This is a genomic window from Nostoc sp. DedQUE07 (assembly GCF_034530975.2).
Taxonomy (GTDB): Bacteria; Cyanobacteriota; Cyanobacteriia; order Cyanobacteriales; family Nostocaceae; genus Nostoc.
Map to the genome: position 1 here is coordinate 25,340 of NZ_JAVRCC020000061.1, position 17,427 is coordinate 42,766.

Below are 17,427 nucleotides of genomic sequence, written 5' to 3' on the forward strand. Positions count from 1 at the left end.
GGTATACGCTATTACCAGAGGTTAGCGTACCAGTCGGGTATACAGAACCCAAACTACAGCTTTGTGACTTTGTTACTATCCCGGTTCAAATTTAGCACAGGAAAAAAGTAAAAAGGCGAATTATATCCGCTCTGGCTTTTCTTTGCTCAGGTACACCTAAATAAACCTTTTCTAGCAAAATAAGCAGCTTTAAAAACGTACTTCATCAGTTTGAGAGTCACCATATTTCTGCTTGATGCGTTCTATACTTGATTTAAATTCTGCGCCTTTGGTCGGGTTAATCATTGCTACATAATTTGCAAACCCGGTAATTGCGGCAATTAAATTAGTTGATTTTCCCCAAGTTTTTCCTGATAAACCTTCTTGTTCTATTTGATATAGAGTTGCGCGAAAAGCTTTTAATGTCTTTTTAGATATATTTAATTGCGTATTTACAATTAGACCTGTTACTTCTTGCTGCACTGCTTTGCCAGAAATCTTGGTTTTATTCTCATTAACAGTAAAATTTTCACTAGAAATAATATATCTAATGTTTTTAATCAAATCAGATGTTTTGGGCGATGCATTCCTAGAAGCAGAAAATGTTAAATCGTCAGCGTACCGCGTATAGCAAAACCCAAGATTTTCAGCGATCGCAGCAAGACGACTATCGAGATTACGGCAAACTAGATTAGAAATAGCAGGACTTGCAGGCGAACCTTGTGGTAAGTGGCGGTTTTCTGAAGCTATATAGTTAATTCGTCCATCTATTGCTATTTCAGCAGTTGTACAAATCAAACTGAAAATTTTCGCCGTAGATTCCGAATAACCAAACCCAGAAAATAATTCTTTGACACGTTTGTAAGAAATTGACTGAAAAAAATTCTGTAAATCAAGATTGACTATTACATTTGCACCAACATGGGGTTTAGCATTGGTGACTATCGAACGATTTTTACAAAAACCGTGCGCTGCATTGTGAATTTCTAATTTCTCTAAAATATTCTCTAGAATCCACCTTTGAGCAGCTTTCAGATCGGGCTTTGGTGCAGAAATAATTCTTTCTCCACCTGTCTTTTTTGAAATTTTGAAAGGGAGGTAATGTCTAGTTAGGGATGTACTAGTCGTTAAGAAGCGCAGTTTTTCTAAGCTTATTCCCATTGCAAAGGCTATTTCTTCGGCAGTATTATATTTAGCTAAACCATGCGATGCCTGCGGCGGGCGTAGCCATCGCAAAAGTGCTAAATTATCTGTTTGCAACTTTTCTAGATTACTTTCAGCCGCTAATGGGTTAGTGGTTAGATTTTTGCTGTACATAATACAAAAGATTTTTTTACTCTGCAAGTGCAAGTGTTTACAGTTTAGGGTGGGCAAAAGCTTCTCCAAAACTGGATTAAGATTGCTGTTACTTTTACCAGACTGCTCAATGACAATCTAGAAAAAGAACCGCGCTCAAATATACCGTTCAATTTACTAATCTAGAATCCTAAAGGAAAACTAGATGTAGAAAACGAAGGGACATACTCAAGTTAGGGAAAAATGCAGTTGCGCTTACTCCTTGACTGTGGCTACCGAACATTACTCTTACGAGTGATGACCGACAGCAAAACACTTACACCGCAGAGTTGAGAAAATGAGGGGTCTCGAATCTGTTAAGATCCGTACCATATTGGCTACCTTGGAAGGGTATTGTCTTTTGACCCGGACAGGGTTGGGTGAAAGTATAGGAATCGAACCTACAACACATCGATTATGAGTCGATTGCTCTACCAGTGAGCTAACTTCCTGGGGTTTGATACAGGACTCGAACCTGTGACCAATCGATTATGAGTCGATCGCTCTGCCAACTGAGCTAATCAAGCAATATAGTTTAAAGTACTCGGCGGTATACGCTTATGCAAAAGCTTGGCGCACCAGTTAGGCATATAGAACCTAAACTATAGCTTTGTAACTTTGTTACTATCCCGCTCCAAATTTAGCATAAAAGAATTGGGCATTGGGAGGGCTGCCCCAAATATGCAACGCCCAAACAACCTGTGCATACACACCAAGATATCTCGACAGTCCGCTCCAAAAAAGCATAGTGTTTTCTATCTTCCAAAGAAGTTTGAGCAATTATTCTTGAGCTTTAGTCTGGGAAAGCTAGACCAGTCATGGGGTCACGAATATACAACCCTAGCGTGAGACTACGGATTGCTTCATCCCAAACGGGTATTAGTTGCTCTGCTTGATCTGCCCAATAATCGAATGTAATCAAGCATTGAACATTCGACCCCAAACCAATGCAAGTCCGCGAAAAAGCTTCCCGTGGTTCTTCTTGAGTGTCAATGAACTTCATCTCTGTCCAGACAATTTTGGCAGTTTGACGCTTGACGGTAATAATTTCTCCCCTCTCAATGATGTTGCGGCTGTCGTCTTCCAGGACTTTCTTCAACGTGGATTTTAGCGGAAACTGGCTCCAGTCGTTGGGTGGGAGGCGATTAAAAGATACTTCTAGACAGCAATCATCGTTGGGCGGTTTTTTATCCATGAACTTGAAGGATTTCTCTTGTGGCTCAAACACCCAATTTTGAGGAACATTGAAACGAACAGCGCCTCGATCTGCTACAAAAATTTTGTAACCTGATGGAGATTCCCAACGATGATCGGGTTTGAGTTCAAGCGTTTCTTTTATCCACTGGAGATTGCTTTTTTTACGCTTTGCCATAGTGTTTCTGCATTTTCTGCTGAAGAGGGTGTCACCGATAGCGTAGCGTAAAGCCGTTTGGCATAGCTTCTCTACGAGACGCTATCGCTAATGCTTAGAGCGACACAGGAGGGTAACAGCCCATTGTAGACATTGCCCTTTTTGTTAATGTTATCAAATTGCTAGTATTTTGAATAACTCTTATATTAAATAAATAAAATTAAATAAAATTTTTAGGATTCTATATCAAAGAATCCAAGGTAACTGTAACGTTGTGATTAAAGTTTCAGCTTTTAACATTAAAATCTTAGCCGCAGTGTTCATGGTTATGGATCATGTGTGCTATTTGCTAATTCCAGAGTTAAGAATCTTGCACTTAGTTGGGCGATTCAGTTTTCCCCTGTTTGCATGGCTTTTGGCTGAAGGCGAAAAACACACCCAAAATGTATACCGCTATGGGAGGAGACTATTAATTACAGCAATAATATCTCAGCCTATTTATAGTATTGTTTTCCAGAGTTTAGCACTTAATATTCTGTTTACGCTTTTTCTTGGACTTGTGATGTTGCGCTTAATAAAGCGTTATTCGCAATTATGGCAGCAATTAATAATTATCGGCTTGTGTGCGGTAGTTGCTGAGGGCTTGGGCGTTGAATATAGAGTATATGGGATTGCAGTAATTTTATTGATGTCCCTAATAGACAAACTAAAGCCTAATGTATGGTTGCTCTACTGGTGCTTCTTTCACTTTATTTTAGTAACTCTATTTATAAGTGATATAGTGCAATATTGGGCAATTATTGCAGGATTCATTGTTTTTCAATTCAATGGAAAACAAGGTTCACGAGCTAGATGGTTTTATGTGTTTTACCCAACTCATTTAATTATTTTAGGTATAATCAATTATTTAATCCAGTCTAGATAGGATTAACTATCTGTATTGCTCTACAGATAACCTTAATACAATTGGCTTCACGGATTGAGGCAAAGTAATCCTCTAATATCGTGTCCAATTAAAGACTTATCATTAAGACCGCAGGGGAGCAGCACTTCTCTACGAGAGGCTGCGCCAACGGCTACGCTCAGTGACCGAGGGGCAGGAGGCAGAGGGAAAGAGGGTTTTCTGGTTTCTGCATAGATTACGGGAATTATAACTAATTAACCGGACATGATATAACTAAACAGCGATCGCATAAGAAAGCTGGTATCCAATCCTTTAAAATCAATAAGGGCTGGCAGTGAGGCAGACAATAATTTTGCTAGATTGTTTTTTTAGACTTTGCTATAGTGTTTTTGCTTTCTCTGCCCAAGAGTACGTGGGCGTAGCCTGTTGTTGACATCGCCCAGATTATTATCAGCGATCGCGCAATGCACCACTGCATATATGGCTAACTCTTAAGCAATGCCGTAATCTGTGTACTGCCTTTTATAGGGAGGCTGCAATCCCAAAACGATGTCATCTTTGAGAACACCCATCTTAACTAACTCCTCAGCAGGATTCTGATCTGTTAAGTTCTGCTGAAGCCATATTTTTCCATTTTTAATGTCAAAATGGATGATACATCGATAAATGCGATCGAATTCTTGCCAACCCACATTCATCCACTGATAATGATCTCGCTCTGTATCGAAGATGAGTTGAGCCTCGACCTCATCATCTGAAACATCGTCACTGGCATAACGAGTAAGCAAAGTCTGAATATACTCTCGATACTTAGCTATTTTATCCATTGCACAATCACCTCATTCACTGGATCGTAGACAACTAACAAAACTTGATATATTTGTACTGCTGTTTGCGTGAACTCAAGTTGAAAGAAAGTTCGATAGGCATCTACTGGAACTGCCAAATATAATACTCGCTCAGGCTCAGTCGCTTTCAGTGCCAAGCGATAACTGAGGAATTGACCTAAAGCCCCGTAGAAATCTGTAATTGCAGAAGGATTCAGAAAGCTTTTAATCTCGACTGCTATTTTCTCACCTGCTCTCTCGGCTGCAACCAGTCTTTCTGCACCCAAATCAATCTGAAAGTTGACGTTACCAAATTTAAATTTGAGTGGATCGTCTGTAATTATCCATTGCTCTTTTTGTAGAGCTTGCTTAACTGCTTCGTGAAAAACGTCCTTTGCTGACACAGATAAAATTAGATACTTCTACACTCATGATGGTACTCTTTTTGCTGAAAAAGTAAACGCCTCTACTATTTTGACCTATAAGTTTTCGCCAGTCTGCTCAAAAGACTAAGCGATCGCACCACCATCACAACCATCAAAGCTAGCTATTGCAGCGCAAAAATATGCATCAAGTCGAATTTAGTTAACAAAATGAGCTTTGACTTACTCAAAATGCCATTTGACTTATTCATTTTGGTGTTTTCCGCAAGTAAAATCAACTTTGACTTTCTCAAAATGCCTTATGACTTATTCATTTTGGTGTTTTCCGCAAGTAAAATCAGCTTTGACTTTCTCAAAATGCCTTATGACTTATTCATTTTGGTGTTTTCCGCAAGTAAAATCAGCTTTGACTTTCTCAAACCCCAGTTTGCTTTCTCATTTCAGTAGTTAGCGCATTCATGATAGCGATCGCTATGTAGCAAAAACTATTGCAGATTTGCCGGAATTCTCCCAAGCTGATCTATACGGAAATTTTTTAAGGTAAAGAATATTAACCGTACTATATTCTTAGGTGTAGATTATGGCTCGTAGAAAAAGAACTTCTGTAGTATTAGAAAAAGCAGTGCGCCGTGCGGCTAGCATAAACTCAATTGATCCCAGGTTAGATTTAGGCAATGGACTTACCTTACCTGCTTTCTCAACTCTGATCGAGACGATGCGATCTAAAGAAAATGCTTACAATAGCGCCCTTTCCAGCTTGGATAAGTTGTATCGGGAAATGCTAGAAACAGAAAGCGAGTTGGGAGATATGACAGAACAAATGCTAATGGCAGTTGGAACTCGATATGGCAAAAGCAGTATAGAGTACGGTATGGCGGGAGGAGTTCCTAAAAATCAGCGTCGTAAGGGACAGCGAGAAAAGTCGCCAATCAATGATGAGCAACCCTCATTTGTTGCCAGTATGGAGAGCAAAAATGGAAACAAACCAGTAGCGACAACTTAATATATGCTATTCTACACAAAATTTTTTCAAGCAAAAATAATTGCATAAACGCATTCGCAAAGCGTCTGGTAGATATCGCTCTCCGTAAGAAAGAGACGTAGCACTGCTACGTCTCTATCGACTTGCAAAAGTCAATTTTCTGAAAATGAAACCAGAGGTGGATATAGATAAACACTGATGATTTATTTATATCCATCTATGATTGTCTGCTTGTGATACCTGGGAATTAAACGATTAGACTTGTTGTATTTCTGGACGACCATCTTCAACCACAAATGAAGCCCGCTTACTAATTGTGCCAAATGGAGTTGTGACGTTTGATAAAACTAGATAGTCTGTTTTGCAGGTTGTAGCAGTCAGCGCACAGCGAACATACCCGCGTTGACCGTTGAAGAACTTAATGTGTGGGTTATCGGGTAAGTAAGCTTCAACATTTGGGGTGGTATCTGCCCCATCTCCACCAGAGGTTATTGAAGTACAGACGAATTCACTCCCGACTGTAGCAGATTCTGGATTATTAAAGTCAGCCTTTAAATTCATTGCCCAGTTGGAATGAATATCGCCTGATAAGACGATTGGATTAGATGGTTTGCGCTGTTCTAAAAAACGCATGAGGCGATCGCGGGAAGCCATATAACCATCCCACTTATCCATGCTATAAGTTCCGCCTTTCCCTGGTTTTGTGTCTATCTGAGCAACTACAACTTGCTGGGCTAAAACGTTCCACTTAGCCTGTGAGCGAGCCAAACCATCATATAGCCAATTTTCCTGACGCTTGCCAGTAATCGTTGCATTCGGATCTAAATTTTCTGGGCAGCGTTCTTTAGTACCATCACCACATGGCTGATCGGTGCGATATTGGCGGGTATCTAAGACATGGAAGGTGGCTAAGTTACCAAAGGAAAGCCGACGGAAAAGTTGCATATCGGCGCCAACAGGACGCGAGAAGGGGCGCAGTGGCATATGTTCGTAGTAAGCCTGATAGGCAGCAGCCCGCCGTTGGCGGAAGATTGCCGGATTCTGGTCTGGTTCAGTATCGACTTCCGAGATGTCGTTGGCATAGTTGTTTTCCACTTCATGGTCATCCCAGGTAACAATCCAGGGAAACGCTGCATGAGCTGCTTGCAGATTGGAATCAGTTTTATAAAGGGCGTGACGGTTGCGGTAATCTTCCAAAGTCACAATTTCTGCACTGTTATGCTGTCTGGGGCGATTCTTTGAAATTCCTCCTTCATAGATGTAGTCGCCAACATGCACAACTAAGCTGAGATCGTCCTGGGCAAGATATTTGTAAGCAGTATAGTAGCCTTGCTCATAGTTTTGACAAGAGACAAGGGCAAAGTTTAATTTATTTAAGTAGCCACCTGCTAGAGGAGCTGTACGAGTGCGGCCAATGGGGCTAGCATCTTGACCGACAATAAACCGATACCAGTACCAACTATCAGGTTGCAGTCCCTCTACCACAACTCGAACTGAGTGAGCTAGTTGTGGAGTTGCAAGTACCGTACCTCTGGAGACAATACGTTTCATATCGGGATCGGTAGCCATTTCCCAGCGAATTGGCACATTAGCAGGTGGCATTCCACCTCCATTTAAGGGTTCGGGAGCTAGACGAGTCCAAATCACTACGCTGGTAGGATAGGGATCGCCTGACGCTATACCCAAAGTGAAAGGATAATTAGAAAATCTGCTTCTAGCGATCGCTCGTCGATCGGAAAATTGGTTAGCGATCGCCAAACCAGACAATGCTCCTGCTCCGATAATTAAGTTGCGTCGTTTGATTCGACTGTGTAGGAACTGCTCAAAATTCCGGTAATCTACCATTTTCTACTCCTGACTAACAGGTAAGTTAAAACGCAGCAACAGCTAACACGAAGAAGGCAGGGTGGTCTTAGGCAAACTTCGTAACTAACTCCCTTACCAAAATCAGGTTTTAATTCCTAATTTTTCTGGCATCAATGTATTAGATGTTGTTTTTCCAGATAAAAGCATATTACTAAGAGATTAATCCTTGGCAAAGAAAGCGTTAATATCAACTTAACCAAGATTAGATTTTAATCTTTTTCATTGATGCTACTTTTTTCTTCATTATCCAGCCAAGACTACAAGCAAAAAGAGCGCCAACTAAAGGTGTAGGTTCAGGTACTTGTGTATACGAAACTCTACCTAATATGGGTTTAGCATCTGGATAAGTTCTAGAGAAAATTGTCAAATCTTCACCAATGATTTCATAACTTATAGAACTGGAAGGATTAGATTTATCGTTGAACAGATAGTCTAATGCTAAAGATGTTTGTCCAGTTGAAAACGTAGTTGGAAATACTAGGGGAAATTCTGGATATTTGGTATCATCTTTTTCAGTGTAAACGGTAGAGTCACCGTCAAATTGGAAAGAAAGTGACTTAATGGCGGCTACGGGATTCTCTTCATTACTAAAAGTTGAGTCATCAAAGCTAAAAAAGCCATTTCCCTTAGTTACGGGACTATCAACTGTGAAAGCGTAATTAATAATTGCAGCAGATACAGATTTGGCATCTACAGTAGCAAAACCTAAAATCGAAGTAGCAGCAAGCACTAATTGTGGAACAAATTTCATTTCAGTTTTCCTCACCATAAACTTCTGTAAGCAATACACACTGCAAGGTATAAAAGCAGTTTGTTTACAACTTGCTGATTTCCCAAATGGGTATTCATCACTGAGTAGAACAGTGATGAAAATCAATGCTTTTTCCCTTTTTGAGAAAAAGAAACTAGTCTTCAAATAATTGAAGTCGCCCTATTTTAAAATTGTGAGTTTAAGCAGACTTTAATTAAAGGTAAAATAAAATAAAATTTAAGTTAGCGAATAAAAGAGTTAGCAGTTAACTAAAACATTTATATTCAACTGGAGACTGGCGAACAGGTGGCGTTCTCTGGGGATAAGGGGTAATGGGGACTGGTTGTACTGGAAATTGGGAGGATGAGTATATATTCATATCTCACCCTAAATGTTGTGTAATTATACTACTGATTGAAATGCAGAATGTGGATTATAAAGACTTGATCCGTTCTACGCCACCCCATATTTCAAAAAACCGTTGAGTTTCAGCTTCTATTTCTGAAATTGTTCTTGGCTGTCCATTTCCAGAACCCGGAAAAACAATATAAACGATATCCTTGGGAATTCCTCGCTTGACTCTTGATTGTACTAATGGCTCGTTTCCAACAGCCTGAGACAAAGCGATTGAACCCTCTCCAATCTGGTTTTTAGGGCCAACATCAGCATAAATTGCAAAAGCGAGTTTTTCATTGCTAGTGTTATAAACAACTGCAAAATCTCCTAATTTAACGCCTGTAGCTTTTCTAAAACCATCATTTCCTGGAAGAACAATATACGGAATCTTTGTTGAATCAACATAGCGGCGTGGATCTTGTTTAGCAAATCCAGAGTCGCATAATGCAGTTGTAGAAATATAGTATCCAGGATATGGATCGGTACTGCCTTGAATAAATGGATTGCCGTTTTTATCTACAGCTAGTGCCCACCAGTTATCTGGATTCCCAGCATTTGCCAAAAAATCAATCCCTTTATCTGCGGGATGATAAGCATTAGGTGCACCATCAGCATTAATGCTCATCCCTGCTTCATAGAAAAATGCAGATTCTCCATTTGCCTGAAGAATGGGAATTTCACCAATTTTAATCACAGTCTTAAGCGAAAACTTTGTGACTGGACTCAGGAATTTTTGAGCGACAAAACCTTCTAAAGTTTTTCCTTCAATAATAGTTGCAACTTTCCACCACTTTTCATTATCCGAATTTTGAATTTTAGATACAATATATCCTTTGGGAAGAGATGCTAATTGATTAGCTTCTTCAACAATCGGTGCTGAACGTATATTCAAACTATCTGAGATTACTTGAAATTGCTGCATAACCTACTCCAAATTTAAAAGTTGAACTCATCAAAATACATTGAAAAAACCAAATTTTGTGCTGATGCGATCGCTAATATCTAGAACGTCTTAAACTCTGATTTTTTGTGTCGCGCCAGCTGGGTGGCAATACCTGATTTTCCTGCTTTGAAGCAAGGCAAATACACGAGAAAGAACCCCCGCAACGCAGCCTAAATCTAAATGTCACTTACTAAATCGCTGGATTTCGATCTCCAACTGCTTGCAGACACCCAGAGGGTGGAAGTTGGGGATCTGGGCAGCAATTTTTGCCTAAGAAAGTACCATTCCACCCTAAAGCCGCCTTTGACTTGAGAAAAAAATTTCAACAAATGTGAGTATGCGAACATCTTGGGAACTATAGAAGCAAATCAAATCAGCACAACTTTCAGCTTCCAGCAATGAAGACTCCCTATCTCAGCAAAGCTAAGGCGTTCCCATTACAGATTGTTCTTATTGTTCCCTTCCTGATCCAAATTTTTGCAGCAGTCAGCTTAGTAGGTTATTTGTCTTTTAAAAATGGACAAAGAGCAGTTAACGACCTAGCCGAACAGTTGATAGAGCGTACTAGCGATGTCGTGGATGAACACCTAAAGTCTTATCTTTCCATTCCACAAACCCTTAATCAGATCAACGCAGATGCTATTCACAGGGGACTATTGGATGTGGGCGATCGCAAAACCCTTGGCAAGTATTTCTGGGATCAGATGCAGGCTTATGACCTAACTTATATTGGTATTGGACTAACAACAGGTGAAGGGCTAGGAGTAGCTCGTTATGATGGCAAAACTATTACCATTGATGATTGGACTGCCAAGCTTTCCAATAATACTTCCACTTATGCCACAGACGATCGAGGTAATCGAACTCAAATAAATACTCGATGGACTTGGAACAATTTTACTGAATCTTGGTATACCCAGCCCATCGCTGCTGGTAAACCTATTTGGGCAAAGATTGTGACTGCAAATTTGCCAACGGGGCCTTACATCAGCGCCTCTGCTAGTCGTCCGATTTATGATTCGCAAAATCGCTTACTAGGAATGATTGCAACAGACATTCACCTATTAAAACTCAGCGATTTTTTACGCAATTTGAATATTAGTCAGTCTGGGCGAGTGTTCCTTTTGGAGCGGGATGGCACATTAATTGCCAGTTCCGGTACAGAGAAGCCTTTTGTTGTGGTCAATCAAAAGATCCGGCGATTGCACTCGATCGATAGTTCCGATCCAATCATTCAGAATGTTGGCAGACACTTCCAAACCTCTGGGTTTGGGTCTATCACCCAAGACACAGATTTTCAACTTGAGATGGAAGGAAAACGGCATTATGTCCATGTTTTACCTTGGCGTGAAAAATATGGTTTGAATTGGCTGATGGTGGTGAGTGTGCCAGAAAACACATTCATGACCCAAATTAACGCCAACACGCGCATCACCATCGCTCTTTGTTTTGGCGCATTAGTCATTGCCTCAGTGATGGGCGTGTTTACCTCTTATTGGATTGTCCGCCCGATTTTGCGCTTGAATTGGGCAAGTGAAGCAATGGCATCTGGTAATTTCAATCAGACATTAGAAACTAGCCCCATTCAAGAACTTAATAGCCTATCTAACTCTTTCAACCAGATGGCAGGGCAATTACACGAATCCTTTAGTGCTTTAGAGAAAAGCAAAGAAGAACTAGAAGAACGAGTAGAAGAACGCACTACTGAACTTAAAAATGCATTAGGAGAATTGCAGCGCACTCAATCTCAAGTTATTCAAAGTGAAAAAATGTCTAGTTTGGGACAACTAGTTGCTGGAGTTGCACACGAAATTAATAATCCAGTCAACTTTATTCATGGCAACCTTGCCCATGTGCAAGAATATACTCAGGATTTATTAGCACTAATGCAGTTGTATCAGCAATATAATCCCTATCCTGCTGCTGAAATTCAAACCGTTTCTGAAGACATCGATTTAGAGTTTTTGCAGGAAGACTTGCCAAAAATGTTGTCTTCGATGAGAGTAGGCACCGATCGCATTCGCCAAATTGTACTGTCGTTGCGAAATTTCTCTCGCATCGATGAAGCGGAATTCAAACGGGTCAATGTTCATGAAGGCATCGACAGCACTTTGATGATTTTGCAGCATCGCCTCAAAGGTAAACCAGAACAACCTGAAATTGAGGTGATTAAAGACTACGGCACTGTACCCTTAGTAGAATGCTATGCCGGACAACTCAATCAGGTATTTATGAATATTTTAGTAAATGCGATTGATGCGTTAGAAGAAAATAATACTAAGCTTACATATCAGGAAATTAAGGAAAATCCCAGTCAAATTAAGATTCGTACATCGGTAGTTAATTCAACGTGGTTAGAAGTGGCGATCGCTGATAACGGAGTTGGTATTTCTCAAGAATTTCTGCAACGAATATTCGATCCCTTTTTCACCACTAAACCCGTTGGCAAAGGAACCGGAATGGGTATGTCCATCAGCTACCAAATCATCACAGAAAAACATGGCGGTAAACTAGAGTGTTTCTCAACTCCTGAAAAAGGAACCGAGTTTATCATTCAGATTCCTCTGCGGTTAAGGAATGGTTGAGGCTGCGATCGGGGAACAGGAAGATGTAGAGAGTTTTGAATTATACAGCAGATTGCAAGTTGGGGAAGAGTGTACTTCATTGACTTGCAAAGTGCTGTTAGTAACAATACCTTTGCTAATTTCCGAAGCTTGAACAATGATTTGCCGTTTATGGCGATCGCTCGCGATTTTTGATAATACACCAACTGCTCTTGTCACTTCGCTGTTATAGATATTGTTCGGTCAAAAGACAATTATAAAGTTATTTTGTTGGTAAAAGAGTATACAATGAAGTTTTTTTGTTGGTTAGAGAATATACAAGTTTTGGGCGCAAACAGATTATACAGTTGAACAGATAGTTAAAGTCAGTAGTTCTGTTTGTTAAAAAATCTATGCAAATACATCAGGTGATTGAAACCTACGATCGGGGATCGGTAGATTATGACGCAATTATGAAGCGTTACTGGCACATCGAGCGCGAACCCTTAATTGCCTCCTTGCAGCTCAAACCAGGACAAACCGTATTGGATGCTGCGGTAGGAACTGGTCTTAATCTTCCAGCCTATCCTGAAGGTGTACGTGTGGTCGGTGTCGATCTCTCTGAGAAGATGATGGATGAAGCACGTAAAAAACACGTATCCGCAGACATCACCTTCAAAGTATCGGATCTCTGCAATCTTGATTTTCCTGATAATACTTTTGATGCAGCAGGATCGGGATTTACCTTCTGTGTCGTTAGCGATCCAGTCCGCGCCCTTGCAGAGATCCTGCGAGTTACTAAGCCTGGTGGCTTGATTGCCATTCTCGATTACTGCAAATCGCAAGATCCAGAGATTCAGAAATGGCAAGAATTAATATCTGATGCAGCTTCACAGCTAGGCTTCCCGACTGACAAGATCAAGTGGGATGCATTGATGGATTATGACGAATTGATTTACAACAGTAAGCTGACCATTGAAGTGCTTGCAGACGATCGCATAGAAAATCCAAACCCGTTTTTATGTGGTTGTCAATTCCTGCTGAAAAATTCCAAAGCTTAAAGGCAATAGGATCGCACTCTTGTTCAATGAGTGCGATATTTACGACAAGTCGAATCACAAGTGATTTTGAAACAGTTCTAAAACATGTTGCCAAGCATCAGGAGCAGCTTCAGGATTATAACTTGGGTGTTGTTCCATAAATGGGTACTTGTCTTTGAAAAATCCGGCAAAGAATCCATGTCCTGCATCGTATCGAAATACACGATGATTGATTTGATGTTTCTTTAATTCTGCCTCAATTTGCTCGGTTTCCTCCTGTGAAACTAATGTATCTCTTGTACCATAAAATGCATAAATAGTACCTTTGATTTCCGAGGTGCGATTAATAGTTGGAGTCTCTTCGCCATAACTAGAAGTGGTAATTCCACCACCGTAAAACAAAGCTGTTGCTTTGATATCAGAGAAAGTTGCAGCCATATAAGCAACATGACCGCCAAAACAAAAACCAATCACACCGATTGCATCATCTTTGACATTGGGTAAAGTTTTGAGATAAGTAATGGTAGCTTGAATATCGCTCAATATCTCTTGATATTTTACTTGTTGATAATATTCCAACCCCAGCCTATAGCTTTCTGGACTGAACCCAACATCTTCAGCGCTAAAATCAGCTTCAAAACCGGGAGCAATACGTTGATACATCGCTGGGGCGATCGCTACATAACCTTGTTTAGCGATTAATTCCGTAATATCCCTAATATTACTATTGATTCCAAAAATTTCTGGAAAAACTATAACTGCACCAAAGGTTCCGTTTTGTGCTGGTTGAGCTAAGTAAGCATCAATTTCTAAGTCATCGTTGGGTACTTTGACATAGGAAGTGTGAATTTCGATGTTTTTTGTTTCTAGCATCTTTGTTTCGGCTGCTTTTATACTAACTCATCTATTTTGACTGTTTTTTGATACCAATGAGTGATGTCTACAACGAGCAAAAACACTAAGAGTATTGCTCTACTCAATAGACTTCTTGGCATTTGTGGGGTAAAGGAGAAGGGGTAAAGGGGAAAGGATGAAATTTTCCCAAACCCAGTAACCTTTCACATGCACCCCAACGTCAAGGCAAAAGTTACTTTTGCAAGATATCTAATAGATATGATATTTTCAGAAATTAAATATGTGCGATCCAAAACCTTTGTAGGGGCGTAGTCCTGCTACCTGTATCCATGCAAATCAGATGAATTTCTAACTTTTGAATAAATGGCATCTCAAACTTCTGGAAGATTCCAAGGGTTTTTGATTTGTGCGACCTTACATAAAGTAAGCATAAAGACTCAAAATTAATAACCACAAGAAAAAAACAATGCCAGATCAAAGTTTTAGAACAGATATTCCAGAAGTTGACCCAACGGAGATTGAAGATAATCGAACTGCGATCGCCGACGAACATCGTTCGTTCCTGGAAAAAGTGCAGGTCAGAGCCGGGTTTGCAGACCCCTATGATGCCAGAGACTTTACCGAAATTGTGTTTCGCGTCATGCGCGACTTAATGACCACAGAAGCTAGCGATCGCGTCGAAGCAGAACTGCATACAGAGGCAGTGCCTACAGATGAAAAAGCACTCCAGTTTGAAGTATCCGATCTCTGGAGAGACAGCAATCCACTTGTGAGATTTTTAAGCCGGGTTCGTCCACCTTGGCAAGGCCCTGGTATCTTTAAGATCGATTCCGATCGCTTCCTGTTCCGAGTTGCTAACGAAGGTGGAAAACCGGGAACAGTAGACCGAGAAGAAGCGGTTAAAGCAGTATTTTCTGCTACTAAAGACGAACTTTCCGAAGAACGAATTCAGGAAATTGCTAGCTGGCTACCTGATTATGTACGTCAGCTTTGGGAACAGGCTTAATTAGAAGTATAAAAAAAGTAAAGTCTGTTTGTGAGTAGCGATCGCAAACAGGCTTTTTCAATAGGTTTAGCCTACAGCAAACTCTGTATACTGCCTTACATGAGGTGCATGATATGCTATCACAATATCTTGCTTAGGCACTCCCTCGGTCACAAGTTGATCTGCTAGGGCATCCTCCGTTCCGTCATGCTGCACCCAAATCTTCTCATCCTTGATATCTACATGCAGCACACAGCCATAAATCCGGGTACTACTATCCTTCCATCCCACATGCACAAGCTGATAATGGTCTTTTGTAGTATCAAAAATGGTTTGACTTTCTATTGGATCGCTCTTAGAACGCAAGTTTGCCCGCGCTCTCAATAATCTCTGAATTAGTTCACGATATAAAATTAGCTTATCCATTCTGCAATCTCCTGTTTTTCTGTGTCGTACACCAAAAGGGGAATTTTATTACGGACAATGACCGTTTGAATAAATGGATATCTGAAAAATCGCTTATAAACGTCGAGCGGAACTGCCAAATACAACCTCCGCTCTGGATCGTTATCTTCCAGAGCAATACGGTAGTTAATAAATTGTCCAATTGCAGTATGGAACTCAGAAATCGTTGAGGGTGCCAAAAACGTTTTGATTTCAACTGCAATCTTTTCCTCATCCTTTGTCGCTGCCAGCAAAAGTTCTGCACCCAAGTCGATGTAGAAATCAACAAACCCCAAATCAATGTGGTAAGGATCGTGAGTAATTATCCACTCTTCCTTCTCAAGGGCAGTTCTAACCAGTTCATGAAACCTATCTCTTGCAGACATCGTAGACAGCTAACCAGAAAGATAAAGTCTTTTGCCTAAATTCTATCGTGCATCCCACTAAAGCAGCACCAGGTCTAAATACATTCGGCTTTGCATAACCCGAAAAATATCGCACAGTCTTTTGTAGAAAAAAGAATATATAGACCGCAAGACTATATCACCTCACTAGTAAATCTGTGACAAAATAATATTGTTGTTTTATAGCTAATGCGATCGCTTACGACCTATGATTTCTACCATCTCGCGCCGCTACAGCTTGGATGAATATCGCGCGATCGAAGAAAAAGCCGAAGGACGCAGCGAATATCGAGATGGAGAAATTGTACCCATGCCTGGAGGAACCCTTAAACACAGCCGCATCGGTGGCAATATTTTTGCCTTTTTCAAGTTTTTGCTGCGCGATACTCAATTCGAGCCAATTAACAGCGATTTACGGCTGTGGATTCCCGAACATCGACGCGGAGTATATCCAGATGTAATGGTTTTTGACGGCGAACCGCAACTAAATGGCGATCGCTCAGATGAAGTCTTGAATCCCACACTGATTGTTGAAGTTCTATCTCCTTCCACCGCAGATTGCGATCGACTCAGTAAATTTCGGATGTATCGCTCAATTGAGAGTTTTAGCGAATATTTATTATTAGAACAGAATGAACCTTTTGTTGAACGCTATAGTAAACAAGCCAAAGGTTGGTTGCTCAGTGATTTTAGTGGCTTAGAGCTATCTATTTCTTTAGATTCAGTTAATATTGAATTGCCGATGGCAGAAATTTATCGCGGCGTTGTTTTTGACTAAATCAGGTTTGTGACGATGTATGCTTTGGCAGGGGTGCGAATTTTTTACTTAGACAAAATAATTGGAATCAAGTGTTGCTCAATTTCTTGAATGTAGGCTGTCAAACCTGTATGAACACCTCTTTCACGTAGAAGGTTCAAATTTGTATCTTCCCAACACTGTTGTTCGCGTTCCATATCTTTGCCTGTTAGCCGCTCAACTACTACTTTTGGATTTCTAATTCTATCGGGTTCTTCATGTGAGGTAGAGCGTAATCTGTGTGATTCTATGCAAGGGTCGAAATTCAATCGAGCTTTGATTTGTTCTAGAATTCGTTCTTCTTGATTAGACGGAATAAACCCATTGAGAACCCATGCTTCACGCTTTGGGTTAGCTGCACCAATAACAATTTTTAGTTGGGGCTGTCGATTAATATGTTCTGAGCGTGCTTGCTCAAGCCCTTCTCTACGCTCTGGTTGATTGTCTAAATCACGGATAAAGATAACAGCTTTAATCTGTCGCGTTATTTGAAGAAAACGTACCAAATTAAGAACCTTGATAGATGCTGCTCCATCGGCTTTTAACGATAGATTCTTACTATCATGGCCTAGAAATCTTGGAGGTTTATATGAACCTATCCCACTAATAAAATCCTTTGAACCCAGATATGGATAGTAGCAAG

The 17,427-nt window shown here is 40.4% G+C and carries 18 protein-coding genes and 2 tRNA genes; 6 read left to right on the forward strand and 14 right to left on the reverse strand.

Going from position 1 to position 17,427, the window contains the following annotated elements; all coding sequences use genetic code 11:
* Positions 1-189 precede the first annotated feature (189 nt).
* From RMZ95_RS29560 to RMZ95_RS29575, 4 genes are all read right to left on the reverse strand, one after another.
* Complete coding sequence (locus RMZ95_RS29560; protein ID WP_322683252.1) at positions 190-1,296, reverse strand: reverse transcriptase family protein; 1,107 nt, start codon at positions 1,294-1,296, stop codon at positions 190-192.
* Positions 1,297-1,691: 395 nt separating this feature from the next.
* Positions 1,692-1,766, reverse strand: a tRNA-Met gene (locus RMZ95_RS29565).
* Positions 1,766-1,841, reverse strand: a tRNA-Met gene (locus RMZ95_RS29570). The genes RMZ95_RS29565 and RMZ95_RS29570 overlap by 1 nt, the downstream gene beginning before the upstream one ends.
* A gap of 266 nt (positions 1,842-2,107) precedes the next feature.
* Positions 2,108-2,686, reverse strand: a complete 579-nt coding sequence (locus RMZ95_RS29575) for a hypothetical protein (protein WP_322683251.1) — start codon at positions 2,684-2,686, stop codon at positions 2,108-2,110.
* Positions 2,687-2,939: 253 nt separating this feature from the next.
* Between RMZ95_RS29575 and RMZ95_RS29580 the strand changes: the two genes are divergently transcribed.
* A complete protein-coding gene (locus RMZ95_RS29580; protein WP_322683250.1) occupies positions 2,940-3,590 on the forward strand; it encodes a TraX family protein in 651 nt (216 codons plus the stop codon).
* Between the two features lie 470 nt (positions 3,591-4,060).
* Here the strand turns inward: RMZ95_RS29580 and RMZ95_RS29585 are convergent, their stop codons facing one another.
* Positions 4,061-4,396: a XisI protein gene (locus RMZ95_RS29585; RefSeq protein WP_322674556.1), complete on the reverse strand. Its 336-nt coding sequence runs from the start codon at positions 4,394-4,396 to the stop codon at positions 4,061-4,063.
* Positions 4,384-4,800, reverse strand: a complete 417-nt coding sequence (locus RMZ95_RS29590) for a XisH family protein (RefSeq protein WP_322683249.1) — start codon at positions 4,798-4,800, stop codon at positions 4,384-4,386. The genes RMZ95_RS29585 and RMZ95_RS29590 overlap by 13 nt, the downstream gene beginning before the upstream one ends.
* A 559-nt stretch (positions 4,801-5,359) precedes the next feature.
* On the opposite strand from RMZ95_RS29590, the gene RMZ95_RS29595 reads away from it, so the two are divergent.
* The gene (locus tag RMZ95_RS29595; protein ID WP_322674561.1) at positions 5,360-5,782 is read left to right on the forward strand and encodes a hypothetical protein; all 423 of its coding nucleotides are present in this window, start codon (positions 5,360-5,362) and stop codon (positions 5,780-5,782) included.
* A 234-nt stretch (positions 5,783-6,016) separates the two neighbouring features.
* Here RMZ95_RS29595 and RMZ95_RS29600 read toward each other — a convergent pair whose 3' ends face one another.
* The 3 genes from RMZ95_RS29600 to RMZ95_RS29610 all read right to left on the reverse strand — a co-directional run bounded on the left by RMZ95_RS29600 (position 6,017) and on the right by RMZ95_RS29610 (position 9,696).
* Entirely contained in the window at positions 6,017-7,606 is a 1,590-nt protein-coding gene (locus RMZ95_RS29600; protein ID WP_322683248.1) for an alkaline phosphatase, read from the reverse strand.
* Positions 7,607-7,829: 223 nt separating this feature from the next.
* Positions 7,830-8,543: a PEP-CTERM sorting domain-containing protein gene (locus RMZ95_RS29605; RefSeq protein ID WP_322683247.1), complete on the reverse strand. Its 714-nt coding sequence runs from the start codon at positions 8,541-8,543 to the stop codon at positions 7,830-7,832.
* Between the two features lie 268 nt (positions 8,544-8,811).
* Positions 8,812-9,696 carry a glycoside hydrolase family 75 protein gene (locus RMZ95_RS29610; protein WP_322683246.1) on the reverse strand — a complete coding sequence of 295 codons (885 nt, stop codon included), beginning with the start codon at positions 9,694-9,696 and terminating at the stop codon, positions 8,812-8,814.
* Between the two features lie 419 nt (positions 9,697-10,115).
* Here RMZ95_RS29610 and RMZ95_RS29615 point away from each other — a divergent pair, with 419 nt between their 5' ends.
* On the forward strand, positions 10,116-12,302 hold the full coding sequence (locus RMZ95_RS29615; RefSeq protein WP_322683245.1) for an ATP-binding protein: 2,187 nt from the start codon (positions 10,116-10,118) through the stop codon (positions 12,300-12,302).
* Here the strand turns inward: RMZ95_RS29615 and RMZ95_RS29620 are convergent.
* Positions 12,288-12,500, reverse strand: a complete 213-nt coding sequence (locus RMZ95_RS29620) for a hypothetical protein (RefSeq protein WP_322683244.1) — start codon at positions 12,498-12,500, stop codon at positions 12,288-12,290. The two genes, RMZ95_RS29615 and RMZ95_RS29620, sit on opposite strands and share 15 nt — an antisense overlap.
* Positions 12,501-12,673: 173 nt before the next feature.
* On the opposite strand from RMZ95_RS29620, the gene RMZ95_RS29625 reads away from it, so the two are divergent.
* A complete protein-coding gene (locus tag RMZ95_RS29625; protein ID WP_322683243.1) occupies positions 12,674-13,321 on the forward strand; it encodes a class I SAM-dependent methyltransferase in 648 nt (215 codons plus the stop codon).
* A gap of 54 nt (positions 13,322-13,375) precedes the next feature.
* Here RMZ95_RS29625 and RMZ95_RS29630 read toward each other — a convergent pair whose 3' ends face one another.
* Complete coding sequence (locus tag RMZ95_RS29630) at positions 13,376-14,173, reverse strand: dienelactone hydrolase family protein (RefSeq protein WP_322683242.1); 798 nt, start codon at positions 14,171-14,173, stop codon at positions 13,376-13,378.
* A gap of 448 nt (positions 14,174-14,621) precedes the next feature.
* Between RMZ95_RS29630 and RMZ95_RS29635 the strand changes: the two genes are divergently transcribed.
* The gene (locus RMZ95_RS29635) at positions 14,622-15,161 is read left to right on the forward strand and encodes a DUF2267 domain-containing protein (RefSeq protein ID WP_322674569.1); all 540 of its coding nucleotides are present in this window, start codon (positions 14,622-14,624) and stop codon (positions 15,159-15,161) included.
* A gap of 66 nt (positions 15,162-15,227) precedes the next feature.
* On the opposite strand, the gene RMZ95_RS29640 is transcribed toward RMZ95_RS29635, so the two are convergent.
* Together RMZ95_RS29640 and RMZ95_RS29645 are read right to left on the reverse strand one after the other, a co-directional pair.
* Positions 15,228-15,566, reverse strand: a complete 339-nt coding sequence (locus RMZ95_RS29640; RefSeq protein ID WP_322683241.1) for a XisI protein — start codon at positions 15,564-15,566, stop codon at positions 15,228-15,230.
* Positions 15,554-15,970, reverse strand: coding sequence for a XisH family protein (locus tag RMZ95_RS29645; protein WP_322683240.1), 417 nt, complete (start codon positions 15,968-15,970; stop codon positions 15,554-15,556). The genes RMZ95_RS29640 and RMZ95_RS29645 overlap by 13 nt, the downstream gene beginning before the upstream one ends.
* Positions 15,971-16,196: 226 nt before the next feature.
* Between RMZ95_RS29645 and RMZ95_RS29650 the strand changes: the two genes are divergently transcribed.
* Positions 16,197-16,766 carry a Uma2 family endonuclease gene (locus tag RMZ95_RS29650; RefSeq protein WP_322683239.1) on the forward strand — a complete coding sequence of 190 codons (570 nt, stop codon included), beginning with the start codon at positions 16,197-16,199 and terminating at the stop codon, positions 16,764-16,766.
* Positions 16,767-16,810: 44 nt separating this feature from the next.
* On the opposite strand, the gene RMZ95_RS29655 is transcribed toward RMZ95_RS29650, so the two are convergent.
* On the reverse strand, positions 16,811-17,427 hold a 617-nt coding region (locus tag RMZ95_RS29655), incomplete at its 5' end, for a hypothetical protein (RefSeq protein WP_409884099.1).

What these genes read in the sequence shown, in the direction of transcription:
- RMZ95_RS29610 (WP_322683246.1), bottom strand. Translation starts at nt 9,696, where the DNA reads ATGCAGCAATTTCAAGTAATCTCAGATAGTTTGAATATACGTTCAGCA.
- RMZ95_RS29645 (WP_322683240.1), bottom strand. Translation starts at nt 15,970, where the DNA reads ATGTCTGCAAGAGATAGGTTTCATGAACTGGTTAGAACTGCCCTTGAG.
- RMZ95_RS29585 (WP_322674556.1), bottom strand. Translation starts at nt 4,396, where the DNA reads ATGGATAAAATAGCTAAGTATCGAGAGTATATTCAGACTTTGCTTACT.
- RMZ95_RS29650 (WP_322683239.1), top strand. Translation starts at nt 16,197, where the DNA reads ATGATTTCTACCATCTCGCGCCGCTACAGCTTGGATGAATATCGCGCG.
- RMZ95_RS29625 (WP_322683243.1), top strand. Translation starts at nt 12,674, where the DNA reads ATGCAAATACATCAGGTGATTGAAACCTACGATCGGGGATCGGTAGAT.
- RMZ95_RS29560 (WP_322683252.1), bottom strand. Translation starts at nt 1,296, where the DNA reads ATGTACAGCAAAAATCTAACCACTAACCCATTAGCGGCTGAAAGTAAT.
- RMZ95_RS29630 (WP_322683242.1), bottom strand. Translation starts at nt 14,173, where the DNA reads ATGCTAGAAACAAAAAACATCGAAATTCACACTTCCTATGTCAAAGTA.
- RMZ95_RS29640 (WP_322683241.1), bottom strand. Translation starts at nt 15,566, where the DNA reads ATGGATAAGCTAATTTTATATCGTGAACTAATTCAGAGATTATTGAGA.
- RMZ95_RS29600 (WP_322683248.1), bottom strand. Translation starts at nt 7,606, where the DNA reads ATGGTAGATTACCGGAATTTTGAGCAGTTCCTACACAGTCGAATCAAA.
- RMZ95_RS29575 (WP_322683251.1), bottom strand. Translation starts at nt 2,686, where the DNA reads ATGGCAAAGCGTAAAAAAAGCAATCTCCAGTGGATAAAAGAAACGCTT.
- RMZ95_RS29615 (WP_322683245.1), top strand. Translation starts at nt 10,116, where the DNA reads ATGAAGACTCCCTATCTCAGCAAAGCTAAGGCGTTCCCATTACAGATT.
- RMZ95_RS29635 (WP_322674569.1), top strand. Translation starts at nt 14,622, where the DNA reads ATGCCAGATCAAAGTTTTAGAACAGATATTCCAGAAGTTGACCCAACG.
- RMZ95_RS29595 (WP_322674561.1), top strand. Translation starts at nt 5,360, where the DNA reads ATGGCTCGTAGAAAAAGAACTTCTGTAGTATTAGAAAAAGCAGTGCGC.